Origin of the sequence: Rhodobaculum claviforme (assembly GCF_016653255.1) — a bacterium.
Taxonomy (GTDB): Bacteria; Pseudomonadota; Alphaproteobacteria; order Rhodobacterales; family Rhodobacteraceae; genus Rhodobaculum; species Rhodobaculum claviforme.
Map to the genome: position 1 here is coordinate 1 of NZ_NHSD01000282.1, position 23250 is coordinate 23250.

Here is a 23250-nt window from a genome sequence, read left to right on the forward strand (position 1 = left end):
CCTCACTCGACCTGGCCCACTCGATCTGCGCCACTCGACTTGGCCCACCCGATCCGGCCCGCAGTCGTCCCGGCCCGCAGTCGTCCCAGCCTGCAGCCGTCCCGGCCTGCAGTCGTCCCAGCATGCACGCGCGCGGTCGGGGCCGGGCGCCGGGCGGCGCGGCCCGCCGCGACGTCGCCCGCGCGGGGGGCTCGATGCCCCCCGCGCGGGCTCCCCTCCGACCCGCTCTCCCGGCCCCCCTTGGCAGGCCTCTCAGCCGTCGGCGCCCTGCCCCTGCCGCATCCACATCGCCGCGTATTTGCCGCCCCGCGCCAGCAAGGCATCGTGATGCCCCTCCTCCACGATCCGGCCGTCCTCCAGCACCACGATGCGATCCGCGCGCACCACCGTCGACAGCCGATGCGCGATCACCAGCACCGTGCGCCCCTGCCCCATCGCCTCCAGCTCGCCCTGGATCGAGCGCTCGGTCTGCGTGTCCAGCGCCGAGGTCGCCTCGTCCAGCAGCAGGATCGGCGGGTCCTTCAGGATCGTGCGCGCAATTCCCACGCGCTGCTTCTCGCCGCCCGACAGCTTCAGCCCCCGCTCGCCGACCTGGGTGTCATAGCCCTGCGGCAGCGCCGCGATGAAGTCGTGGATGCGCGCCGCCCGCGCCGCGGCCTCCACCTCGGCGCGCGTCGCCCCGGGCCTGCCGTAGGCGATGTTGTAGCCGATGGTGTCGTTGAACAGCACCGTATCCTGCGGCACCACCCCGATCGCCGCATGCAGGCTGTCGAGCGTCACGTCGCGCACGTCCTGCCCGTCGATGCGCAGCGCCCCGCCCGTCACGTCATAGAACCGGAACAGCAGCCGCCCGATGGTGGATTTCCCCGCCCCGGTGGGCCCGACGATCGCCACCGTCTCACCCGCGCCGACCCGTAGCGAAATCCCCTTGAGGATCGCGCGCTCCGGGTCATAGCCAAAGGCCACGTCGTCGAACGTCACCGCGCCGCCCGACACCTTCAGCGCCCGTGCGCCGGGCTTGTCCGCGACCTCGGGGGGTTGGCCCAGCAGGTCGAACATCTCGCCCATGTCCACCAGCGCCTGCCGGATCTCGCGATAGACCGTGCCGAGGAACCCCAGCGGCAGGGTGATCTGGATCATGTAGGCGTTGACCATGACGAAATCGCCCACCGTCAGGTCGCCCCGCTGCACCCCCAGCGCCGCCAGCACCATCACCGCCACCAGCCCCGAGGTGATGATCACCGTCTGCCCCACATTCAGGAACGCCAGCGAATAGCTCGTCCTGACGGCGGCCGCCTCATAGCGCGCCATCGCGCCGTCATAGCGCCCCGCCTCCCAGCCTTCGGCGTTGAAATACTTGACGGTCTCGTAGTTCAGCAGGCTGTCGACGGCCTTCTGGTTGGCGTCGGTGTCCTGGGCGTTCATCTCGCGCCGGATGCGCACCCGCCATTCGGTCACCCGGAAGGTGAAGATCACATACAGCGCGACCGTCCCCGCCACCGCGACCAGGTACCAGACGTCGAACAGCACGAACAGGATCACCGCCACCAGCGTCAGCTCCAGCAGCAGCGGCCCGATGGAGAACACGAGGAACCGCAGCAGGAAGTCGACCCCCTTCACCCCGCGCTCGATGATCCGGCTCAGCCCCCCGGTCTTGCGCGTCAGGTGATACCGCTGCGAGAGGCGGTGGATATGCCCGAACGTCTCAAGCGCCAGTTGTCGCAGGGCGCGCTGGCCCACGCGGGCGAACAGCACGTCCCGCAGTTCCTGAAAGCCGACGGTCATCAGCCGCGCCAGACCGTAGGCCACCGTCAGGCCGACCGCCCCCAGCGCCAGCAGCACGCCCGGGCCCTGCGCCTCGCCACCCAGCGTATCGACCGCCAGCTTGTACAGAAGCGGCGTGCCCACCGCGATCAGCTTGGCCATGACCAGTGCGGCCAGCGCACCGGCCACGCGCCTGCGCGCCCAGGCCTCGCCCTCGGGCCAGACATAGGGCAGCACGCGGCGGATGGTACGCAGGCCACGCTGGCGTTCGGCGGCGTCCTGGGCGGTGGCCGCGGCTTCGGCGGCGGCCACCTGGGCGGGCGCCGTCCGGCGGCCCGCATCGGAAAGCGGTCTCATGGCTGGCGCTCCTCGGTGGGGCGGTGCCCCCTTGGGCTGGCGCGGCGGACCCTATGCCGGGGGCGCGGCAATGACCAGTCCCCGGCGCTCGGCGGGGCGGGGCGGGCATTGGCGGGATCGGTTTCAGGCAGGGCGACGACCTGTGCCGCAAAGATCGGGTCGGGATCTCGGATCGGCGCGCGGTTGGCCCGGTCCAGCTGCGGCAAGGGCGTGCCCGGGCCGGACGCCTTGCGCGAGGTGACCCGGAGCGCGTGGCCCGGCGGCACAGGGATCGCCCCGGCCCGTGGCCCATTTCCGGATGCCAGGGCCGGATGCCAGCGCGGATGCCAGCGCCGACAACCGCGCGGGGGCCTCGCGGCGGAATGGGCCTCGAACCGCGACACGACGGCGCCGGTGGCGCCGATCTCGTTCCCGCGCAGGGTGTGGGTCCCGGCATCGATCCCCGGCGGCGCCCATCCAGCCCTCCGCGCCATCCCCCGGCGTCCCACGCAACGCGCGGTCGGGGTATGTCCGCACCGCCCCCCAGGGGCGCCATCGCACGGCCCGAGACCCGCACCGCACCGTCGCGGCCCTGCCCGATGGCCTCCACGACCGCATTGGCGGGTCCGCCCGTCGCCCCCATGGGCCAGGGGGCGCATGCCGTCCGGGTACGTCGGCAGCATCTGTGGCGGTTCGGGCGTGACGCGCGAGCATCGTCAGGGACGGGGCGGTCGGCGGTGCCAGTGTCGCAACCGGCGGGACGGTGGGCGGCAGGGACGGGGCCAGTGCCGCCACAGGGTACCGCGATCGGGTCGCGATCGGGTCGCGATCGGGGCCCATGGCCCCGCCCCGCCCGGACCGCCACTTGTGGGATGCCCGCGCCGACGGTATCACACCCCCAGCCGTTCCCCAGCACAAGGCCGCGCGCCCATGACCCCATCGCAACGCTCTGTCTGTGTGTTCTGCGGCGCACGAAATGGCGCCCAGCCGGCCTATGCACAGGCCGCGCGCGCGCTGGGCGCGCTGCTGGCCGCCGAGGGGTGGCGGCTGGTCTATGGCGCGGGCGACGTCGGCCTGATGGGCGAGGTGGCGCGCGCGGCCTCGGGCGCCGGGGCGGGCACGCTGGGGGTGATCCCGCTGCACCTGCTGACCCGCGAGCGTGGACAGACGGCCCCCACCGCCGCGCGGAGCTGGGCGGGACCGGACGTGGTCGTCACCGAGACGATGCACGAGCGCAAGAAGGTGATGTTCGTGAATTCCGACGCGGTCGTGGTGCTGCCCGGCGGCGCGGGCTCGCTGGACGAGTTCTTCGAGGTGCTGACCTGGCGCCAGCTTGGGCTGCACGCCAAGCCGATCTTCCTGCTGGACATTGACGGGTACTGGGCGCCGCTGATGGCGCTGCTGGAGCATGTGGTCGCGCACGGCTTTGCCGAGGCGAGCCTGCTGGAGTTCGTCCAGCCGGTGCCGGATGTCGACACGCTGGCACGCGCGCTGCGCGCGGCGCTGGGCTGAGCGCCGCGCACCCGCTCGGCTCAGTGCGCCTGCAACACCGCGACACCGGGCAGCGTCCGCCCCTCCATCCACTCCAGGAATGCCCCGCCCGCGCCGGACAGATACGTCAGCCGGTCGGCCACGCCCGCGGCCCGCAGCGCCGCGACCGTATCACCGCCACCGCCGACGGAGACGAGGCGCCCCGCGTCGGTCAGCTCGGCGACCTTGAGGGCGGCGGCAAGGGTGCCCGCATCGAAGGGCGGCACCTCGAAGACGCCCAGCGGGCCGTTCCAGATCAGCGTGCGGCACAGCTCGAACACGCCATCCAGATGCGCGCGCGTCTCGGGGCCGATGTCGAGGATCATCGCGTCCTCGGGGCAGGCGTCGACCGGCAGGGTCCGGGTCTCCGTCCCGGGCTCCAGCGCGGCGGCGACCACGATGTCGCGCGGCAGATGCACGGTGCAGCCCGCATCGCGCGCGGCCGCAAGGATGGCGCGGGCGGTCTCGGCCATGTCATGCTCGCACAGCGAGCGGCCGACCTGCGTGCCCTCGGCCGCCAGAAAGGTGTTGGCCATGCCGCCGCCGATCACCAGGTGGTCGACCCTGGACACAAGGTTCTCCAGCAGCGCGATCTTGGTGGAGACCTTGGCGCCGCCGACGATGGCCACGACGGGGCGCTCGGGGCTGCCCAGCGCGGCCTCCAGCGCCTTCAGCTCGGCCTCCATCAGGCGGCCGGCGCACGACGGCAACAGCCGCGCCACCCCTTCGGTCGAGGCATGCGCCCGGTGCGCGGCCGAGAACGCGTCGTTGACATAGACATCGGCCAGCGCGGCCATCGAGGCGGCAAAGGCGGGGTCGTTGCGCTCCTCCTCGGCGTGGAAGCGGGTGTTTTCGAGCAACACCACCTCGCCGGCCTCCATGGTGCCGACCGCGCGCTTGGCGGGCCCGCCGATGCAGTCATCGGCAAAGGCCACGGGGCATCCGAGCGCCGCCTCGAGCGCCGGCAGCACGACGCGCAGCGACATCGAGGGGTCCGGCGCGCCCTTGGGGCGGCCGAAATGCGCCAGCAGCACGACCTTGCCCTGCGCGTCGAGGATGTGGCGGATCGTGGGCAGGATGCCTTCGATGCGCGCGGTGTCGGTGACCTCGCCGTCGCGCACCGGAACGTTGAGGTCCACGCGCACCAGCGCTGCCTTGCCCGCAAAGTTCATGTCGTCGAGTGTCTTCCAGCCCATGCGACCTTGCTCCTGTCGGTTGCGGACCGTTGTCTCTGCTGGCGGGCGGCGCGTCAACCGTTCACGCCCGCGTGCACGGCGCGGACGGCCGCCGCGGAGGGCTTTTCCTCGGATCGGGCAGGGCATAGGGTGTTGGACGACACGACATTTGCAGCAGGAGGGCCGGATGGCCGACATCGCAGATCCTGAGAACACGATCCTGATGGAGTTGGCGGGAGGCACGGTGACGATCGCGCTGCTGCCCGACGTGGCGCCGAAGCATGCCGAGCGGATGAAGGCGCTGGCGCGGGCCGGGGCCTATGACGGGGTGGTCTTCCATCGCGTGATCGAGGGGTTCATGGCGCAGACCGGCGACGTGGCGCACGGCAACCTCGACAAGGGCGGTGACGTGCGGCGCGCGGGCACCGGCGGATCGGACATGCCCGACCTGCCGGCCGAGTTCAGCAAGATCCCGCACGACCGCGGCACCCTGGGGGCGGCCCGGTCGTCCAACCCCAACAGCGCGAATTCGCAGTTCTTCATCAACTTCGCCGACAACCATTTCCTGAACGGGCAGTACACGGTCTATGGCCGGGTGATCTCGGGGATGGAGCATGTGGACGCGGTGACGCGGGGCGAGCCGCCGGCGTCGCCGGACCGGATGATCCGCGTGCGGGTGGCCTCCGATGAAGCGTGAGGGGCTGCTGGCAGGCGGGCTGCTGGCGCTGGGCTTCGCGATCCTGGGCGGGGTCTATGCCTATGGCACGGGCGCGCTGTCGGCGCAGTCCGAGCCGGAGGTGGTGGACACCGGCGGCCCCTATCTGGTGATCGAGGTCGCGGCGGGCTCGGCCGAGGGCGCCACGGGCGAGGTGGTGATCGACCTGCGCGACGACGTGGCCCCGGGCCATGCCGAGCGGCTGATCGCGCTGGCCGAACAGGGCGCCTATGACGGGGTCGTGTTCCACCGGGTGATCGACGGCTTCATGGCGCAGACCGGCGACGTGCGGTTTGGCCGCAGCGATGGCGACACCGCGCGGGCGGGGATGGGCGGATCGGAACTGCCGAACCTGGCGGCCGAATTCTCGCGGCTGCCGTTCCAGCGCGGGGTGGTGGGGATGGCGCGGTCGCAAAGCCCCGACAGCGCCAATTCGCAGTTCTTCATCATGTTCGCGCCCGCGCCGCACCTGGACGGGCAGTACACGGTGGTGGGGCGTGTGATCGAGGGCATGGACGTCGTGGACGCGATCCGGCGCGGCAGCCCCGCGCAGAACGGCACCGTGGCCGAACCCGACCGGATGGAGCGGGTGACCGTGCGCCGCTGACAGGCGCGAGGGCCGCGCCGGAAGCCGCCGCCTCGGGGGCATCGAGCCCCCTCGGCGGCGCGCCCCGCCGGCGGCTGAACGCCGCCGGCTATGGGCGGGAGCGCTCCTGACCGGCGGACGGAGAAGCGGCCCGGGCGCCGGGAGCGGCCGGGAGCGGCGCGGGCCGGCTGAGACGCCCGCCCGCACAGGGTGCGGGGACGCCGGTGGTCCCGGGGGCCGACAACGGCAGGCCGCGCGACACCCGCACCGCGAGATGGGCAAAGGCCTGCGCCTCCAGCAGGTCACCATCGAGGCCGATCGATTCGACCGGCGCCACCGGGCAGGCGCAGCGCTGCGCCAGCATCGTCACAAGGGTGGGGTTGTGGCGCCCGCCCCCGGTCACCAGAAGCCGCGCGGGGGGCTGCGGCAGATGCGCCAGGCCCGCCGCCACACAGGCCGCCGAGAACGCCGTCGCGGTGGCCAGCGCATCGGCATCCGACAGATCCGCCAATGCGGGCAGAAGATCGGGGAAGTCGTTCCTGTCCAGAGACTTGGGTGGCGGCTGCCGCAGATAGGGCGCGGTAAGAAGACGCTGCAACACCCCCTCAGCCACGCGTCCCGAGGCGGCAAGCACGCCATCGGTATCCTGCACCCCGCCCCGCCGCGCCGCCATCAGATCATCAAGCGGCGCATTCGCCGGGCCGGTGTCGAACGCCACCAGCGCCCCGGGCGCCCCGGGATCGGGCGCGGACGGGTCCACCCATGTCAGATTGCCCACCCCCCCGAGGTTGAGCATGGCGACCGGCACCGTCGCCCCGGCCCGCGCCACACAGGCGAAGTGATAGAACGGCGCCAGCGGCGCGCCCTGCCCGCCTGCGGCCACATCGGCCGTGCGGAAATCCCACGCGACCGGACAGCCCAGCCGGGCCGCCAGCCGCGCACCGCATCCCGCCTGGTGGGTACCGCGCCCGGCGGGATCGTGCGCCAGCGTCTGGCCATGAAACCCCACGAGGCGCACCTCGGGGTGGCGGGCCAGCAGCGGCGCGAGCAGCGCGGCGTGGGCGTCCTCGACCACGGCCGCCGCCTCGGCCACGCCCGGGTCGCCGGGCCACAGCCCGAGCGCCGCGCGCAGCACCGCGCGCTCGGACCCGGAATAGGGGCGGTACCCGCCCGGCCCGATGTCGTGGATGTGCACCCCGTCGGTCCGCACCAGGCACGCGTCCACCCCATCGAGCGACGTTCCCGACATCGTCCCCAGCGCCCAGACCGGGGCGCCCTGCGTCTGACCCATCGCCCTTTCCCTTGTGCCATCGCGGGGCTATAGCGGCCCGCGCGCCCGAACCTGTCCGCGCACCCCAGAATGAACGAGACCGCCATGACCCACCAGCCGAAATCCGATTTCCTGCGCACGCTGATGGCGCGCGGCTATCTGGCCGACTGCACCGACCTGTCGGGGCTGGACGCGGCGCTGATGGCAGGGGTCGTGCCGGCGTACATCGGCTACGACGCCACGGCGCCGTCGCTGCATGTGGGGCATCTGCTGAACATCATGATGCTGCGCCACCTGCAACGGGCGGGCCACAAGCCCATCGTGCTGATGGGCGGCGGGACCACCAAGGTGGGCGACCCGTCGTTCCGCGCGGACGAACGTCCGCTGCTGGGGCCCGAGCAGATCGCGGCCAACATCGCCGGCATGAAGGCGGTGTTCGCACAGTACCTGACCTTCGGCGACGGGCCGACGGATGCGATCCTGCTGGACAATGCCGAGTGGCTGGACGGGCTGAACTACCTGGAGTTCCTGCGCGACATCGGCCGGCATTTCAGCGTCAACCGGATGCTCAGCTTCGAAAGCGTGAAGTCACGGCTGGACCGCGAGCAGTCGCTGTCGTTCCTCGAATTCAACTACATGATCCTGCAGGCCTATGATTTTCTGGAGCTGAACCGCCGGCATGGCTGTCTGTTGCAGATGGGGGGCTCGGACCAGTGGGGCAACATCATCAACGGCATCGACCTGACGCGGCGGGTGGCGGACCGGGGCGTGTTCGGGCTGACCTCGCCGCTGCTGACGACGTCGGACGGGCGCAAGATGGGCAAGTCCGCGGGCGGGGCGGTATGGCTGAACGCGGCGATGCTGTCGCCGTATGAGTTCTGGCAGTTCTGGCGCAACACCACCGACGCCGATGTGGGGCGGTTCCTCAAGCTCTATACCGATCTGCCCGTGGCGGAGTGCGCGCGGCTGGGCAGCCTGCAGGGCGCGGAGATCAACACCGCCAAGGCCCTTCTGGCGCGCGAGGTGACGCGGCTCCTGCATGGCCCCGAGGCCGCCGAGGCCGCCGAGGCCACCGCCCGCGAGGTGTTCGAGCAGGGCGGCACCGGAGAGGATCTGCCGACGCTGGCGCTGACAGCGGCCGAGGTCGCACAGGGTGTGACGGTGGCGCAGCTGTTCGTGCGCGCGGGGCTGGCGAAATCCGGCAAGGACGCCAAGCGGCTGATCGCCGAGGGCGGTGCGCGGCTGGACGATGTGGCGGTGACGGATGCGGGGTCCATGATTGACGCCGAACGACTCGCGTCGCCGGTCAAGCTGACCGCCGGGCGCAAGCGCCACGCCCGGGTTGTGCTGGAGGGCTGAAGCCCCCGCCCCCGCCCCTTCCGATGGCGACGGATCGCCGTCGGCAGGGGCGTGCGGCATTGCGGCGGGCCCTGCCCGGGCCGGTCGCATGGAGCAACGCCCTTGTGTCAGGCCGGGCGCCCCGGTGCCATCACGCGGCGGTTCAGGGAGAGCGGCGGCGGACGGGCCAACTGTCCGCCAGCGCCAGCGGCGGTGTCAGTCCGCCACGCCGGCCTCGCGGGCGGCGGTGCGGATCACCTCCAGCTGTTCGGGGCGGGCACCAAAGACGGCCTGCGCCTCGGTCCAGATCGCCGCGGCCTCGGCGGTGTTGCCGAGCACGCCGTGGGCGGCGATCAGGCGGCCCCACTCCTCGGCGCTGCCGCCCTGGGTCGCGAGGCGCTGCGACAGGCCCGCGACCATGCCCTCGATCATCTGCACACGGGCCCCGGGGTCCATGTCACGGGCCGCCTCGAGGTCGGCATCGGTCAGGCGCGGTGCGGAGGCCGCGCCCGCGGGCGGCAGGCTGTAGTTGACGCCCGCGCGCGCGGCCATGAACTCGATGTTGGCGCGGATCGGCGCGACCCAGGGCGCGTCGGGGGCGCTGTCCTGCAACAGCTGTTCCCAGATGCGGAAGGTCAGGTCGGGTCGGTCGTTCTGCGACAGCATCAGCCCGGTGAAGTAGCGCGCCAGCGGATTGCCCGGGTCCATGCGCAGCGCCCGCTCCAGCGCCGCCTCGGCCTCGGGCGAGACATATCCGCCCGCCGACATGATCATCAGGTCGGCGTGGATGGTGTGGTCGTCGGCCGTCGCCGCATCGCCCAGCGCGGCAATCGCGCGCCCCTTGAGGGTGTGGGCCATGCGCAGGTCATCGAGCGCCATCGCGGTGTTGACCAGCTCGTCCCATGCCTCGCGGGTGCTGTCGCTTGCCTCCAGCGCGTCCGCCCGTGCGGCCAGCGCCTCCGCCCCCCCCGCGAGCTGCTCCAGCTCGCGCAGCAGGCGCGCCTCGTCGGGGCCGGCGTCATCGCCCATCAGCGCCAGAACCCTGCGTTGCGCGACAAGCGCCGCGTCGAAATTGCCCAGCGACGCCTCGCTGACCACCAGCAGGCGGTGCCCCTGAAGGTCGTCGGGCCGGGTGCGCAGCGCATCGCGCAGGCGCTGCACGAGGGCTGCGTCCTCCTCCGGGATCTCCGGGCGCAGGCTGGGCGCGCCGGCCCCCTGGATGGTGGCCCGGGCGGTCATCTCGGCCTCGGCCACGGCCTGCGCGGTGCGGGTGATGCGCGCCTCGCGGGCATCGGCCAGCCGTTGCGCCAGCGGCATGTCGGGATACCCCGGTGCGCCATGGCTGTTGTAGATCACGAACGCGCCAAGGATCATCACCGGGATCACGGCGATGCCCGTCCAGCGGGCCCAGCGCGGCATCGGCGACAGCGCCTCGGCCGGGCCCGCGCCAAGACGGTCGGCATCGAGGATGCGGCGCGAGATCTCCAGCCGCAGCCGCTCGGCGTCGGTGGGCGACAGGATGCCGCGCGCCACATCGCGCTCCACCTCGCGCAGCTGGTCACGATAGACCTTGATGTCCATCCGCTCGGACAGCCCGTCGGCCGACAGCGGAGTCCGCTGGCCCGGCCGCACCAACCCAAGATAGATCGTCAACCCCACCAGTGCCGACAGGATGCCCGCCGTGATCCAGAATGCCATGCCGTCCCTCGTCCATCCGTCTGGTGCAGGACATAGACAACGCGCCGCACAGGTGGAACCCCGTTGCGGCATCGCGACGCTTGTGCGGGACCGCCCGGCGGGGGCGCCGCGCTCGCGATCCTGTCGCTTGAAACCAGCGGCGAAATCGCGGCACGGTGGGAGGGGTTTGCGGCAAGGACAGGAGGGTTGCGCGTGCGCATGAGCCATTCCGCACTCGCGCTGGTGCGCGGGGCGCTGACGGGACACACCGGCTGGCCCCGGACCTGGGACAGCCCCCTGCCCCGTGATCGCTACAAGGTGATCGTGGTGGGCGCGGGCGGACACGGGCTGGCGACCGCCTATTACCTCGGGCGCAACCACGGCATCACGGACGTGGCGGTGCTGGAGAAGGGCTGGCTGGGCGGCGGCAACACCGGGCGCAACACCACGATCATCCGGTCGAACTACCTCCAGGATGCCTCCAGCGCGATCTACGAGAAATCCCGCGCGCTCTATGAGGGGCTGAGCCAGGAGCTGAACTACAACGTCATGTTCAGCCCCCGCGGCGTGATGATGCTGGCCCAGACCGAACACGAGGTGCGCGGCTATCTGCGCACGGCGCGCGCGAACTATCTTCAGGGGGTGGAGACGCGCTTCATCACGCCCGAGGAGGTGCAGAAGCGCGTGCCGATCATCCGGCTGGACGGGCCGCGATACCCGGTTCTGGGCGCGCTGTGGCAGCCGCGCGCGGGCACCGCGCGCCACGACGCGGTCGCCTGGGGTTATGCGCGGGCGTGCTCGGCCATGGGCATGCACATCCTCGAGAACTGCGAGGTCACCGGCGTGCGCTCGGACGCGGGCCGCGTGAGCGGGGTGGAGACCACGCGCGGGGCCATCGGCTGCGAGCGGCTGGCGATCGTGGTCGCGGGCCACTCGGGGCGGCTGGCGCAGATGGCCGGGTTCCGGCTACCGGTCGAATCGGTGACGCTGCAGGCGCTGGTGTCCGAGCCGGTGAAGCCCTGCATGGACGTGGTGGTGATGGCCAACACCGTGCACGGCTACCTCAGCCAGTCCGACAAGGGCGAGATGGTGATCGGCGGCGGCGCGGACGGCTTCAACAACTTCACCCAGCGCGGATCGTGGCACCACATCGAGGAGACGGTGCGCGCGCTGGTGGAGACGTTCCCGATGCTGTCGCGGCTGAAGATGCTGCGGCAATGGGGCGGGGTCGTGGACATGACCGGCGACCGCTCGCCGATCCTGTCGCCCACGCCGCTGGGGGGCTGCTACATCAACTGCGGCTGGGGCACCGGCGGGTTCAAGGCGATCCCCGGCTCGGGCTGGGCCATGGCCGAGATGGTGGCGAACGAGGCCCCCGGCCCGCTGGCCGCGCCCTTCGGGCTGGAGCGGTTCCGCGAGGGCCGCTTCATCGACGAAAGCGTCGCTGCGGGGGTGGCGCATTGATCGCGCGGCGGAACCGCGCGCCCGGCCGTGTCGTTGTCGTGTCAGGCACAACGACACAGGAGGTCATCCCATGCGCGGCGGCTCGCCAATGCTCGGGTTCATCATCGGCGCCCTCGTCATCGTGGTCGCAGGGCTGGTGTGGTATGTCGCCAGCGACGGCGACCCCCTCGACCAGCGCAACGAGGTCACCATCGAGCTGCCCAGCTTCGACTGAGCGCTCGGGCGGGGCTTGCCCGCCGTCCTGCGGGGGCCATGTCCCCGGTACGCCGCGTGTGCCCCGGGCCGCGCGGCGTCTTGTCGTGCGTGCGGACGCCCGCCGGCCCGCCGCGTTTCCGATCCCAGTCCAGACGACGAATTTGCCATGCTGATGCTGACCTGCCCCTGCTGCGGCGTGAGTGCCGAGGAAACCGAGTTCGCCCCCGGCGGCGCCGCGCATCTGCGCCGCGCGGGTCCGGGCACCCCCGATGACGCCTTCGAGGCCTACATGTTCCAGCGCGACAACCCCCGCGGCGTGCATTTCGAACGCTGGCGGCACGCCTATGGCTGCGGCAAGTGGTTCCTGGCCGCACGCTGCACCCGGACGCTGCGGGTGCTGGGCACCTACAGCGCCCGCACCACCGAACCGCCCGCCGATCTGGCCGCCGAACCGCCCGTCGATCTGGCCGCCGATCTGCGCGCCCCCGCCGCGGAGGCCCCGGCATGAGCGCGCATCGTCTGGAGACCGGGGGTCGGCTGATCGACCGGACGCGGCGGGTGCGCTTCACCTTCGACGACGCGCCGCTGCGGGGACAGGCGGGCGACACGCTGGCCTCGGCGCTGCTGGCCGAGGGGCGGATGCTCCAGGGCCGCTCGTTCAAGTACCACCGCCCGCGCGGCCCGGTGACCGCCGACAGCGCCGAGCCGAACGCGCTGATGGGCCTCGACACCGGCGCGCGGGCCGAACCGAACGTGCGCGCCACCTCGGTGCAGCTGTCGGAGGGGATGGTGGTGCACAGCCAGAACCGCTGGCCGTCGCTGGCGTTCGATGTGGGGCGGATCGCGGACCGGCTGGCAAGGGTGCTGCCGGCGGGGTTCTACTACAAGACCTTCCTGTGGCCGCGCCCGTTCTGGAAACATGTCTATGAGCCGCTGATCCGCCGCGCCGCCGGCCTTGGCCGCGCGCCCGAGGGGGTGGACCCCGACCGCTATGAGCAGCTTCACGCCTTTGCCGATGTGGTGGTGGCGGGCGGCGGCGTCGCGGGCCTTGCGGCGGCCTGGGCGGCGGCGCAGGGCGGCGCGCGCGTCATCGTGCTGGAGGAGACAGGCCACTGGGGCGGGCGCGCGGTCGTCGACGGGCTGGTGATCGACGGACACCCCGCCGAGGCCTGGGTCACCGCCACCGTCGCAGCCCTCGAGGGGCTGGCGAACGTCACGCTGCGGACCAACACCTCGCTGACGGCGGTGCACGACCACGGCTATGTGCTGGCCGATGAATGGCCGCAGGACGCAGGCGCGGGGATCGCGGCGCCGCGCCAGCGGCTGTGGCGCATCCGGGCGGGCCGTGTGATCGCGGCGAACGGCGCGATCGAGCGGCCGCTGGCGTTCGCGGGCAACGACGTGCCGGGGGTGATGCTGGCGTCGGCGGTGCGCGATTATGCGGTGAATTACGGCGTGGCGGTGGGGCGGCGTGTGGTGGTGGTCACCAACAACGACGACGCCTATCGCACCGCGCTGGCGCTGCGGGAGGCCGGGGTGGAGGTCGCCGCCGTCGTCGACGCCCGCGACACCCTGCCCGGTCCGCTGGCGCAGCAGGTGCGCGCGCATGGCATCCCCATCCACGACGGCAGCGCCATCGAGGCCGTGCAGGGCGACATCGGCGTCACCGGGGTCACGCTGTGCCGCCACAGCGGCAACGGCGCATGCGTGAGCGCGCAGATCGCCTGTGACGCGGTGGCGATGTCGGGCGGCTGGTCGCCGGCGGTGCACCTGTGGTCCCATGCGGGCGGCAAGGTGGTGTGGGATGCCGACGGCGCGATGTTCCGCCCCGACCCCGCACAGGGCCCCACCGGCCATGACGGCGCGGTATTCGTGATCCCCGCAGGCGCCGCCGCGGGCGCGCTGTGGGGGCCGCAGGCGCTGGCGGATGCCCATGCCGCCGGGCTGCGCGCCGCAGCGGAAACCGGGCACCCCGGCCACACCCCCGCCCCCGTGGCCGAGGCCCCCGAGGAGCGCGCCATCCTGCCGGTCTGGACCATGCCCGAAGGCGCGGGGCCGCGCCTGAAGTCCCGGATGTTCCTCGACTTCCAGAACGACGTGAAGGTCACCGACGTGGAGCTGGCCGCCCGCGAGGGGTTCGAGAGCGTGGAGCACGCCAAGCGCTACACCACGCTGGGCATGGCCACCGACCAGGGCAAGCTGTCCAACATCAACGGGCTGGCGGTGCTGGCCGCCGCGCGCGGCGCGGGCATCGCCGAGACCGGCACCACCACCTTCCGCCCGCCCTGGACGCCGCTGACCCTGGGCGCCATCGCCGCCGAAGCGCGCGGCGAGCTGTTCCAGGCGGTGCGCGAGACCCCGATGCATGCCTGGCACGCCGCCCACGGCGCCCGCTGGGAGCCCGTGGGCCAGTGGCGACGCCCCCACGCCTATGTCCGCCCCGGCGAGACACCGGCCAAGGCGGTCAACCGCGAAGTGCTCAACACGCGCCAGACGGTGGGGGTGCTGGATGCCTCGACGCTGGGCAAGATCCTGGTGCGGGGGCCGGATGCGGGGCGGTTCCTCGACATGCTCTATACCGGCACGATGTCGACGCTGGCGGTGGGGCGCTGCCGCTATGGGGTGATGTGCACCGAGAACGGCTTTGTCTTCGATGACGGGGTGGTGGCGCGCATCGATGCGACGACGTGGCTGTGCCACACCACCACCGGCGGGGCCGAGGCCGTGCACGGCTGGATGGAGGACTGGCTGCAGTGCGAATGGTGGGACTGGAAGGTCCATGTGATCGACCTGACCGAGCAGCTCGCACAGATCGCCGTGGCCGGCCCCAACGCGCGGCGCGTCCTGCAGAAGCTGGGCGGCATGGACCTGTCGGCCGACGCGCTGGGCCACATGCGCTGGGCGGCGGGACGGCTGGGGGATTTTGACGCGCGCGTCCTGCGGGTGTCGTTCTCCGGAGAGCTGGGCTTCGAGGTCGCGGTCCCCGCAAGCCAGGGTCCGGCGCTGTGGGACCGGCTGATGGCCGCCGGGGCCGAATGGGGCATCATGCCCTACGGCACCGAGGCGCTGCATGTGATGCGCGCCGAAAAGGGCTTCATCATGGTCGGGGACGAGACCGACGGCACCGTCACCCCGGGCGACCTGGGCCTGCCCACCGGCGCGAAAAAGGCCGATTTCCTGGGCAAGCGCGGGCTGGAGCGCAGCCACCTGCGCGATCCCGAGCGCTGGCGGCTGGTGGGGCTGGAGACGCTGACGGGCAGCGTGCTGCCGCATGGCGCCTACAGCGTCACCGGCGGCTACACCGACACCTACCAGCGCGAGACCGACGGACGCGTGACCTCCAGCTACTACTCGCCGACGCTGGGGCGCGGGATCGCGCTGGGGCTGGTGCGGCGCGGGCCTGAACGGATGGGCGAGGTGCTGACCTTTCCCGTGGGCGCCGCCAGCCAGATGAAGGCGCGCATCGTGGACCCGGTATTCTTCGACCCGCAGGGAGGGCGGCTTGATGGCTGAGAGCGTGACGACACCCGGCGCGGCCCTGGCCACGATCACGGCGGCGGCGCCGATGGGCATGGTCTGCCTGCGCGGCGATCTGTCCGACCCGGGCGTGGCCGAGGCGGTGCGCGCGGCCACCGGCCTGGCGGTGCCCGGGACGCGCGGCCTCAGCCGTGACGGGGCGCGGGCGGTGGCGTGGATGTCCCCCGACGAGCTGTTGCTGCTGCTGCCCGCCGATGCGGTGGCCGACGCGCTGCGCGGGGCCTCGGAGGCGGTCACGCTGGTCGATGTCAGCGATGCGCGCGCGGCGTTCCACATCTGCGGGCCGCGCGCCGACGAGGTCGTGATGAAGCTCTGCCCCGTCGACATCGCCCGCCTGCCGGACGGAGAGATCCGCCGGACCCGCGCCGCCCGGATCGCCGTGGCGCTGTGGCGCAGCGCGCCGTCCACGCTCACGCTGATTTGTGCCCGCTCGGTGGCGGGCCATGCGCGCAACCTTCTGGAAAACGCCGCCCGGCCCGGCGGAGAGGTGTTTGCCAGCCGTCCACGCGGTTGACAGTCCGGGGCGCAACGGGTTTGTTCGGTCGCCATGTGACGGGGGGCTGTCGCCCCCCCGAAAAAAGCGGTGAAATCCGCGACCAAAGGGAGACGACAACATGAACAGGATGGTTCTTACGGGTGTGGCCACGCTGGGCCTGATCGCCGGTGGCGCCGCGCAGGCGCAGGAACAGACCTTCATCTCGATCGGCACGGGCGGCGTGACCGGCGTGTACTACCCCGCCGGCGGCGCGATCTGCCGACTGGTCAACCGCGACCGGGCCGAGCACGGCATCCGCTGCGGGGTGGAATCCACCGGCGGCTCGATCTTCAACATCAACGCCCTGCGCTCGGGTGAGCTGGAGTTCGGCGTGGCGCAGTCCGACTGGCAGTACCACGCCTTCAACGGCACCTCGCGCTTCGAGGAGGACGGCGCGTTCGAGGACCTGCGCGCGGTGTTCGCGCTGCACCCCGAGCCGTTCACCGTCGTGGCCCGCGCAGACGCCGGGATCACCAACTTCGAGGATCTGGAAGGCAAGCGCGTCAACGTCGGCAACCCCGGCTCGGGACAGCGCGGCACGATGGAAGTCGTGATGGAGGCCATGGGCTGGACCATGGACAGCTTCGCGCTGACCACCGAGCTGCAGGCCGGTGAGCAGGCGCAGGCGCTGTGCGACGGCAACATCGACGCCATCGTCTATACCGTCGGCCACCCGTCGGGCGCGATCCAGGAGGCCACGACCGCCTGCGACACCGTGCTGGTGAACGTCGACAACGACGTGATCCGCGCGCTGGTGGACGAGCGTGACTACTACCGCATGGCCACCATCCCCGGCGGCATGTACCGCGGCACCGACGAGGACATCTCGACCTTCGGCGTCGGCGCGACCTTCGTGACCTCCGCCGCCGTCCCCGAGGAGGTGGTGTTCCATGTCACCCGCGCGATCTTCGAGAACCTCGACCAGTTCCGCGCGCTGCACCCGGCGCTGGAATCGCTCGACCCCTCCGAGATGGTGTCGGACGGGCTGTCGGCGCCGATCCATGACGGGGCCGCGCGTTACTTCGCGGATGCGGGCCTGACGGACTGACGGTCACAGGTCCTGGGGCGCGCGCCCCCGGATCCGACCCGACCGGGGCCCGCCGCAGACAGCGGCGGGCCCTTACTTTTCCGGGGTGCACGCCGGGGCGTGGCCCGACAGCGAGGGCAAGGCATGGTCGAGGACGCGCAGCGCAAGGGCGGACGCCAATTCAGCGACGAGGAACTGCAGGACCTTGTCGCAAGCACCGACAGCGGGGCCCGGGCGCCGGACAGCCGCTTCGTGATGGCCCTGATCGCGCTGGTCGCGCTGGCGTGGTCGCTGTTCCAGATCTGGATCGCCGAGCCGCAGTTCTGGTTCGCCCAGGACGTGTCGTGGATCCGGGTGCTGGGATCGGAACAGACCCGGCCCATCCACCTGACCTTTGCGGTCTTCCTCGCCTTCCTTGCCTATCCGGCGTTCAAGAGCTCGCCGCGCAGGTACATCCCGTGGTTCGACTGGGTCCTGGCTTTCACCGCCGGGGCCTGTGCGTTCTATGTGTTCTGGTTCGCGCGCGAGATTTCGGACACCGCCCGGCAGGGCCGCCTGATCCGCTGGGAGGTCGAGTGGGGCTTTCTCGGGATCGAGACGATCCATCCGCAGGTGATCGTGGGCGCCGTCGGCCTCGTGCTGCTGCTGGAGGCGTCGCGCCGCGCGCTGGGGCCGGCGCTGACGATCGTGGGCGGGGTGTTCCTTGCCTACAGCTATTTCGGCACGGGCTGGCTGATCCCGGACCTGATCGCGCATTCGGGGCGGTCGTTCAACGGCATCATCAACACGCAGTGGTATGACACCAACGTCGGCGTGTTCGGCATCCCGCTGGGTGTGTCCACGGCGTTCGTGTTCCTGTTCGTGCTGTTCGGCTCGCTGCTCGACAAGGCGGGCGCGGGCAACTATTTCATCAAGATGGCATTTGCCGGGCTGGGGCATCTGCGCGGCGGGCCGGCGAAGGCCGCGGTCGTCGGCTCTGCCATGACGGGGCTGATCTCGGGCTCATCGATCGCCAATGTGGTGACCACCGGCACCTTCACCATCCCGCTGATGAAGCGCGTGGGCTTCTCGTCCGAGAAGGCCGGCGCGGTGGAGGTCGCAAGCTCGGTCAACGGGCAGATCATGCCGCCGGTGATGGGCGCCGCGGCGTTCCTGATGGTGGAGTTCGTGGGCATCTCCTATCTGGAGGTGATCAAGCACGCCTTCATCCCGGCGGTGATCTCCTACATCGCGCTGATCTACATCGTGCACCTGGAGGCGCTGCGCACCGACATGAAGGCGCTGGGCACCGGCGGCAGCCTGCTTCAGATGATGCTCAAGGCGTTCGCGGGCTTCGTCATCGCGGGTGCCGTGTTCTGGGTGGTGGTGCAGGCGGTGGGGCTGTTGCAGGCCGCCGCGCCCGGCATCTCGGCGCTGGTGCTGACGGCGGTTGTGCTGGCGCTCTATCTCGGGGCGCTGTGGGTGGCCGCGGGCAAACCGGATCTGGAGATGGACAACCCCAACTCCGGCGACATCAAGCTGCCGGTCATGCGCGAGGTGGTGCCCACGGGGCTGCACTTCCTGCTGCCCATCCTGATCCTCGTTTGGTTCCTGATGGTGGAGCGGCAGTCGCCCGCGCGCTCGGCGTTCTTTGCCGTCGCGATGATGCTGTTCATCATCGTCACGCAAAAACCCGTCAAGGCACTGATGCGCGGCGAGGGGCGCGCGCTGGCTTCCGCCACCATGGCGGGGCTGCGCGATCTGGTCGACGGGCTGATCGCCGGGGCGCGCAACATGATCGGCATCGGGGTCGCGACGGCCGCCGCGGGCATCATCGTCGGCACCGTCACCCGCACCCCCATCGGCACCGAACTTGCGGCGCTGGTGGAGGCGCTGTCGTTCGGCTCGCTCTTCATCATGCTGGTGCTGGTGGGGGCGTTCTCACTGATCCTCGGGCTGGGGCTGCCGACGACGGCGAACTACATCGTGGTGTCGTCGCTGATGGCGTCGGTGGTGGTGTCGCTGGCCGGTCAGGAGGGGCTGATCGTGCCGCTGATCGCGGCGCATCTGTTCGTGTTCTACTTCGGCATCATGGCGGATGTGACGCCGCCCGTGGGGCTTGCGAGTTTCGCCGCCGCCGCCGTGTCGGGGGGCGATCCGATCCGCACCGGCTTCATGGCGTTCTTCTACTCCTTGCGCACGGTCGCGCTGCCGTTCCTGTTCATCTACAACCCCGCGCTGATCCTCTATGGCATCGATCTGGGCACGGCGGCGGGGCTGCTGGAGGCGGCGGTGGTGTTCGTTACCGCGACCTTTGCGATGCTGCTGTTCGCCGCGGCCACGCAGGGCTATTTCCTGGCGCCGTCCTACCGGCTGGAATCCGCGGCGCTGCTGCTGGTGGCCTTCACCTTCTTCGTGCCGAACTTCTGGATGAACCAGGTGGTCCCGCCCTTCCAGAACACCGACCCGCTGGCCTTCGAGGACACGCTGGACGGGCTGGAGCCGGGCGAGCGGCTGCGCTTCGTGATCGAGGGGCCGGACTTCAACACCGGTTCGCCCACCTCGTTCACCATCGCCCACACCGTCGACGGCACCGGCAGCGGCGCCGAGCGGATCGACGCCATGGGCCTGTTCCTGATGCCCGAGGACGGCCGGATGCTGATGGAGGAACCCGCCTTCGGCAGCACCTACGAGGGGGATCTGCAGCGCTTCGACTTCTACGTCCCAGACCGCCCCGTGGTGCTGGCCGCGGTGGAGGTGCCGGCCAACCAGCCGCCCGACCAGCTGTTCTTCATCCCCGCGCTGGGTCTGCTGCTGATCGTGATCGTGCTGCAACGCCGGCGCCAGACCAAACCCGCGTTCTGAACCGCGGTGTCACGAGGAGGGGCCGACATGGCCAAGACCATCCTGTTGCCGGTCGATCTGGCCGACGAGAAAAGCTGGCGCGCGGCACTGGGCGAGGCGGTGACGATGCTGCGCGTCTCGGGCGGTGTGCTGCATGTGGTCACCGTCCTGCCGGACTTCGGCATGTCGATGGTCGGCAGCTACTTCCGCAAGGACTATGAGCGCGAGGCGCTGCGCGCGGTGGGCCGGGCCCTGACGGAGTGGGTGGGCGCCCACATCCCCGAGGACATCGAGGTCCACCCCCACGTCCTGCACGGCTCCATCTATGACGAGATCCTGCGCGCGGCCGACAAGCTGGGCGCGGATGTCATCGTGATCGGCTCGCACCGGCCCGAGCTGAAGGATTATCTGCTTGGTCCGAACGCCGCGCGGGTGGTACGCCACGCGCGACAGTCGGTCTATGTGGTAAGGGACTGAAGCCATGGCGGGACACATCTTTGGCCGCAGCACCCGGGGGCAGCTGCCCACCGCGGTCGCGGGTGACGGCTGCTACATCGTGGACGCGGACGGGCGGCGGTATCTGGACGGCTCGGGCGGGGCGGCGGTGTCGTGCCTCGGGCACTCGGACGCGGGCGTGCGCGCGGCGCTGCACGACCAGCTCGACCGGCTGGCGTTCGCGCACACCGGTTTCTTCACCTCCGAACCGGCCGAACGTCTGGCGGACCGGCTGTGCGCCGCCGCCCCCGAAGGCATCGACCGGGTGTATCTGCTGTCCGGCGGCTCCGAGGCGGTGGAGGCCGCGATCAAGCTTGCGCGCCAGTATTTCCTTGAGATCGGCCAGCCGCAGCGCCACCGCGTCATCGCCCGGCGCCAGAGCTACCACGGCAACACGCTGGGCGCGCTCGCGGCCGGCGGCAACGCCTGGCGGCGCGCGCAGTTCGCGCCGCTGCTGGTCGACGTCAGCCACATCGCGCCCTGCTACGAATACCGCGACCGGCTGGAGGCCGAGAGCGTGGACGCCTATGGCCAGCGCGCAGCCGACGAGCTGGAGGCCGAGATCCTTCGCCTCGGCCCCGACAGCGTCATGGCCTTCCTGGCCGAACCGGTGGTGGGCGCCACCCTTGGCGCCGTCCCGGCCGTGCCCGGCTACCTGCGCCGCATCCGCGAGATCTGCGACCGCCACGGCGTGCTGCTGATCCTGGACGAGGTGATGTGCGGCATGGGCCGCACCGGCCACCTCTTCGCCTGCGAGGAGGACGGCGTCGCCCCCGACATGATCACCATCGCCAAGGGGCTTGGCGCGGGCTACCAGCCCATCGGGGCGCTGCTGACCTCGGCCACGATCTACGACGCCATCGCCGCCGGCTCGGGGTTCTTCCAGCACGGTCACACCTACATGGGCCATCCGATGGCCGCTGCGGCGGCCAACGCGGTGCTGGACGCGATCGAGGGGCGCGACCTTCTGGCGCGCGTGCGCACCCAGGGCGACAAGCTGGATGCGGCCCTGCGCGCGCGCCTCGGCCAGCACCCCCATGTGGGCGACATCCGCGGCCGCGGCCTGTTCCGCGGCATCGAACTGGTGGCCGACCGCGAGACCAGGGCACCGTTCGATCCCGCCCGCAAGCTCCACGCCCGCATCAAGGCCGAGGCCGTGGCGGCGGGGCTGATCTGCTATCCCATGGGCGGCACCCTTGATGGGGTGCGCGGCGATCACGTCCTGCTGGCGCCGCCCTTCATCATCGAGGATGCGCAGGTCGAGGAGCTGACCGACAAGCTCTCCACCGCCATCGAGCGCGCGCTGGCGGCCTGAGGGCCCTCAGCGCGCCATGTGGCGCCGGTACACCTCGATCATCCAGCCCAGCATGATCCCGTTGAGGATGTGCCACATGAAATGCGTGCCCACCGGCACCGCATCGCACACCACCCCGTCCAGCATCCGGAACCCCAGCGACACCGCCAGCACCCCCGCCCCGATCGCCAGCCCCCGCGCCGTCGCGGGCGCCCGGGCGCGCAGATACACCGCATAGGCCAGGATCAGCAGCGCCACCGAGGCATAGGCCCCGTTGGCGCCGATCCCCGGCACCAGCGCCCCCAGCGCGCCCGCCACCACAAAGGCGTAGGGAAAGACCGCCACCACCGCCAGCAGCGCCAGCGGCCAGCGCAGCCCCACGAAATCCCGCGTCGCCGCGAACACATAGAGCAGGATGAACCCTAGGATCGGCAGCACATCCGCCAGCCCGGCCCAGCCCGTCGCATGGGTGTGCCACAGGAACGAGCCCACCCCGATCGCCGTCAGCACTCCCACCAGCGCCCAGCCGATCCCCAGCCCCGAGCCCCGCAGCCGCCATGCCATCACCAGCGCGGCGATCAGGAACGCCGCGTTCGTCACCGCGTTCACCGGCTCCGACCACAGGCCGAAGTCCGTGCGCTCGCAATAGGCGATGGTCTGCCGGGTCAGGTCCATGGCAACCTCCTGTCGTTCTGTTACGGTGCGCCCCTAGGCAATCCAGACCCGATGCAATCTAGGGAGGCGCAGATGAAGATCACCTGGCTTGGCCACTCCGGCTTCCGGATCGAGACAGGGACCACGGTCCTTCTGATCGACCCGTGGGTGACGGGCAACCCGATGTTCCCCGAGGACCGCCGCGCCGAGGCCGTCTCCGGCGTCACCCACATCCTGCTCAGCCACGGCCACGGCGACCACTCCGGCGACGCCATCGCCATCTCGCGCGAGACCGGGGCGCCGATCCTAGGCATCTACGACCTGATGACCCACTGGGCCGCGACGGAAAAGGTCGAGGTCGTGGGCTTCAACAAGGGCGGCACCGTGACCGCGGGCGACGCGCGCGTCACGATGGTGGCGGCGACGCATTCCTCGTCGATCTCGGGGCCGTCAGGGCCGGTCTATGCCGGCGCCGAGGCCGGCTTCATGATCGCCGCCGAAGGCCATACGATCTATTTCTCGGGCGACACCGACGTGATGGCCGACATGGGCGTGTGGGCCGATCTGCACAAACCCGACATCGGCATCCTGTGCGCGGGCGGGCACTTCACGATGGACATGCACCGCGCGGGCTACGCCGCACGCAAGTTCTTCGACTTCGACCTCGTCATCCCCTGCCACTACAAGACCTTTCCGCTGCTGGAGCAATCCGCCGAGACGCTGGTCAAGGCCCTGCCCGACACCCGCGTGCAGGAGCCCGAGGTCCTGGTCCCGATCGAGGTCTGATCCCACGCCCGCGCGGGGCAGGCGCGCCGCTCGTGGCGGCGCGGGGCGG

At 71.3% G+C, this 23250-nt stretch carries 19 protein-coding genes; 14 read left to right on the plus strand and 5 right to left on the minus strand.

All coding sequences use genetic code 11. The features are described from left to right. Nucleotides 1–252 precede the first annotated feature (252 nt). Nucleotides 253–2121, minus strand: coding sequence for an ABCB family ABC transporter ATP-binding protein/permease (locus tag CCR87_RS11660; protein WP_201157698.1), 1869 nt, complete (start codon nucleotides 2119–2121; stop codon nucleotides 253–255). A gap of 909 nt (nucleotides 2122–3030) precedes the next feature. On the opposite strand from CCR87_RS11660, the gene CCR87_RS11665 reads away from it, so the two are divergent. Further along, entirely contained in the window at nucleotides 3031–3612 is a 582-nt protein-coding gene (locus CCR87_RS11665) for an LOG family protein (RefSeq protein ID WP_201157699.1), read from the plus strand. A gap of 20 nt (nucleotides 3613–3632) precedes the next feature. Here CCR87_RS11665 and CCR87_RS11670 read toward each other — a convergent pair whose 3' ends face one another. Continuing rightward, the gene (locus tag CCR87_RS11670) at nucleotides 3633–4826 is read right to left on the minus strand and encodes a phosphoglycerate kinase (protein ID WP_201157700.1); all 1194 of its coding nucleotides are present in this window, start codon (nucleotides 4824–4826) and stop codon (nucleotides 3633–3635) included. A gap of 166 nt (nucleotides 4827–4992) precedes the next feature. Here CCR87_RS11670 and CCR87_RS11675 point away from each other — a divergent pair, with 166 nt between their 5' ends. Both CCR87_RS11675 and CCR87_RS11680 read left to right on the plus strand, forming a co-directional pair. Continuing rightward, complete coding sequence (locus tag CCR87_RS11675; RefSeq protein WP_201157701.1) at nucleotides 4993–5502, plus strand: peptidylprolyl isomerase; 510 nt, start codon at nucleotides 4993–4995, stop codon at nucleotides 5500–5502. Further along, nucleotides 5492–6127 (plus strand): peptidylprolyl isomerase, encoded by a 636-nt coding sequence (locus CCR87_RS11680; RefSeq protein WP_201157702.1) that lies wholly within the window; start codon nucleotides 5492–5494, stop codon nucleotides 6125–6127. Before CCR87_RS11675 ends, CCR87_RS11680 begins: the two co-directional genes overlap by 11 nt. A gap of 88 nt (nucleotides 6128–6215) precedes the next feature. Here the strand turns inward: CCR87_RS11680 and CCR87_RS11685 are convergent, their stop codons facing one another. Then, complete coding sequence (locus CCR87_RS11685) at nucleotides 6216–7397, minus strand: anhydro-N-acetylmuramic acid kinase (RefSeq protein WP_201157703.1); 1182 nt, start codon at nucleotides 7395–7397, stop codon at nucleotides 6216–6218. 84 nt (nucleotides 7398–7481) lie between these two features. Here CCR87_RS11685 and tyrS point away from each other — a divergent pair, with 84 nt between their 5' ends. After that, nucleotides 7482–8735 (plus strand): tyrosine--tRNA ligase, encoded by a 1254-nt coding sequence (tyrS, locus tag CCR87_RS11690; protein WP_201157714.1) that lies wholly within the window; start codon nucleotides 7482–7484, stop codon nucleotides 8733–8735. A 195-nt stretch (nucleotides 8736–8930) separates the two neighbouring features. Here the strand turns inward: tyrS and ccmI are convergent, their stop codons facing one another. Next, on the minus strand, nucleotides 8931–10412 hold the full coding sequence (ccmI, locus tag CCR87_RS11695; RefSeq protein WP_201157704.1) for a c-type cytochrome biogenesis protein CcmI: 1482 nt from the start codon (nucleotides 10410–10412) through the stop codon (nucleotides 8931–8933). A 198-nt stretch (nucleotides 10413–10610) separates the two neighbouring features. On the opposite strand from ccmI, the gene CCR87_RS11700 reads away from it, so the two are divergent. The 9 genes from CCR87_RS11700 (at nucleotide 10611) to CCR87_RS11735 (ending at nucleotide 21782) form a co-directional block, all read left to right on the plus strand. Beyond that, nucleotides 10611–11855: a sarcosine oxidase subunit beta family protein gene (locus CCR87_RS11700; RefSeq protein ID WP_201157705.1), complete on the plus strand. Its 1245-nt coding sequence runs from the start codon at nucleotides 10611–10613 to the stop codon at nucleotides 11853–11855. Between the two features lie 88 nt (nucleotides 11856–11943). Then, entirely contained in the window at nucleotides 11944–12069 is a 126-nt protein-coding gene (locus CCR87_RS17545; RefSeq protein WP_274609776.1) for a hypothetical protein, read from the plus strand. A 147-nt stretch (nucleotides 12070–12216) separates the two neighbouring features. Next, on the plus strand, nucleotides 12217–12558 hold the full coding sequence (locus tag CCR87_RS11705) for a sarcosine oxidase subunit delta (RefSeq protein WP_201157706.1): 342 nt from the start codon (nucleotides 12217–12219) through the stop codon (nucleotides 12556–12558). After that, complete coding sequence (locus CCR87_RS11710) at nucleotides 12555–15563, plus strand: sarcosine oxidase subunit alpha family protein (protein ID WP_201157707.1); 3009 nt, start codon at nucleotides 12555–12557, stop codon at nucleotides 15561–15563. The genes CCR87_RS11705 and CCR87_RS11710 overlap by 4 nt, the downstream gene beginning before the upstream one ends. Next, entirely contained in the window at nucleotides 15556–16101 is a 546-nt protein-coding gene (locus CCR87_RS11715; RefSeq protein ID WP_242511978.1) for a sarcosine oxidase subunit gamma, read from the plus strand. The genes CCR87_RS11710 and CCR87_RS11715 overlap by 8 nt, the downstream gene beginning before the upstream one ends. A gap of 109 nt (nucleotides 16102–16210) precedes the next feature. Then, a complete protein-coding gene (locus CCR87_RS11720) occupies nucleotides 16211–17170 on the plus strand; it encodes a TAXI family TRAP transporter solute-binding subunit (protein ID WP_420850172.1) in 960 nt (319 codons plus the stop codon). A gap of 123 nt (nucleotides 17171–17293) precedes the next feature. Beyond that, complete coding sequence (locus CCR87_RS11725) at nucleotides 17294–19993, plus strand: TRAP transporter permease (protein WP_201157709.1); 2700 nt, start codon at nucleotides 17294–17296, stop codon at nucleotides 19991–19993. Nucleotides 19994–20020: 27 nt separating this feature from the next. After that, a complete protein-coding gene (locus tag CCR87_RS11730; RefSeq protein ID WP_201157710.1) occupies nucleotides 20021–20449 on the plus strand; it encodes a universal stress protein in 429 nt (142 codons plus the stop codon). A 4-nt stretch (nucleotides 20450–20453) separates the two neighbouring features. Next, nucleotides 20454–21782 carry an aspartate aminotransferase family protein gene (locus tag CCR87_RS11735; RefSeq protein WP_201157711.1) on the plus strand — a complete coding sequence of 443 codons (1329 nt, stop codon included), beginning with the start codon at nucleotides 20454–20456 and terminating at the stop codon, nucleotides 21780–21782. A gap of 6 nt (nucleotides 21783–21788) precedes the next feature. Here the strand turns inward: CCR87_RS11735 and CCR87_RS11740 are convergent, their stop codons facing one another. After that, the gene (locus tag CCR87_RS11740) at nucleotides 21789–22436 is read right to left on the minus strand and encodes a ceramidase domain-containing protein (protein ID WP_201157712.1); all 648 of its coding nucleotides are present in this window, start codon (nucleotides 22434–22436) and stop codon (nucleotides 21789–21791) included. 72 nt (nucleotides 22437–22508) lie between these two features. Between CCR87_RS11740 and CCR87_RS11745 the strand changes: the two genes are divergently transcribed. After that, on the plus strand, nucleotides 22509–23201 hold the full coding sequence (locus CCR87_RS11745) for a metal-dependent hydrolase (protein ID WP_201157713.1): 693 nt from the start codon (nucleotides 22509–22511) through the stop codon (nucleotides 23199–23201). Nucleotides 23202–23250 lie beyond the last annotated feature (49 nt).

Bases quoted from the DNA above. Each gene is read 5' to 3' on its own strand.
- CCR87_RS11660 (WP_201157698.1), bottom strand. From the start codon at position 2,121: ATGAGACCGCTTTCCGATGCGGGCCGCCGGACGGCGCCCGCCCAGGTG.
- CCR87_RS11665 (WP_201157699.1), top strand. From the start codon at position 3,031: ATGACCCCATCGCAACGCTCTGTCTGTGTGTTCTGCGGCGCACGAAAT.
- CCR87_RS11670 (WP_201157700.1), bottom strand. From the start codon at position 4,826: ATGGGCTGGAAGACACTCGACGACATGAACTTTGCGGGCAAGGCAGCG.
- CCR87_RS11675 (WP_201157701.1), top strand. From the start codon at position 4,993: ATGGCCGACATCGCAGATCCTGAGAACACGATCCTGATGGAGTTGGCG.
- CCR87_RS11680 (WP_201157702.1), top strand. From the start codon at position 5,492: ATGAAGCGTGAGGGGCTGCTGGCAGGCGGGCTGCTGGCGCTGGGCTTC.
- CCR87_RS11685 (WP_201157703.1), bottom strand. From the start codon at position 7,397: ATGGGTCAGACGCAGGGCGCCCCGGTCTGGGCGCTGGGGACGATGTCG.
- tyrS (WP_201157714.1), top strand. From the start codon at position 7,482: ATGACCCACCAGCCGAAATCCGATTTCCTGCGCACGCTGATGGCGCGC.
- ccmI (WP_201157704.1), bottom strand. From the start codon at position 10,412: ATGGCATTCTGGATCACGGCGGGCATCCTGTCGGCACTGGTGGGGTTG.
- CCR87_RS11700 (WP_201157705.1), top strand. From the start codon at position 10,611: ATGAGCCATTCCGCACTCGCGCTGGTGCGCGGGGCGCTGACGGGACAC.
- CCR87_RS17545 (WP_274609776.1), top strand. From the start codon at position 11,944: ATGCTCGGGTTCATCATCGGCGCCCTCGTCATCGTGGTCGCAGGGCTG.
- CCR87_RS11705 (WP_201157706.1), top strand. From the start codon at position 12,217: ATGCTGATGCTGACCTGCCCCTGCTGCGGCGTGAGTGCCGAGGAAACC.
- CCR87_RS11710 (WP_201157707.1), top strand. From the start codon at position 12,555: ATGAGCGCGCATCGTCTGGAGACCGGGGGTCGGCTGATCGACCGGACG.
- CCR87_RS11715 (WP_242511978.1), top strand. From the start codon at position 15,556: ATGGCTGAGAGCGTGACGACACCCGGCGCGGCCCTGGCCACGATCACG.
- CCR87_RS11720 (WP_420850172.1), top strand. From the start codon at position 16,211: ATGGTTCTTACGGGTGTGGCCACGCTGGGCCTGATCGCCGGTGGCGCC.
- CCR87_RS11725 (WP_201157709.1), top strand. From the start codon at position 17,294: ATGGTCGAGGACGCGCAGCGCAAGGGCGGACGCCAATTCAGCGACGAG.
- CCR87_RS11730 (WP_201157710.1), top strand. From the start codon at position 20,021: ATGGCCAAGACCATCCTGTTGCCGGTCGATCTGGCCGACGAGAAAAGC.
- CCR87_RS11735 (WP_201157711.1), top strand. From the start codon at position 20,454: ATGGCGGGACACATCTTTGGCCGCAGCACCCGGGGGCAGCTGCCCACC.
- CCR87_RS11740 (WP_201157712.1), bottom strand. From the start codon at position 22,436: ATGGACCTGACCCGGCAGACCATCGCCTATTGCGAGCGCACGGACTTC.
- CCR87_RS11745 (WP_201157713.1), top strand. From the start codon at position 22,509: ATGAAGATCACCTGGCTTGGCCACTCCGGCTTCCGGATCGAGACAGGG.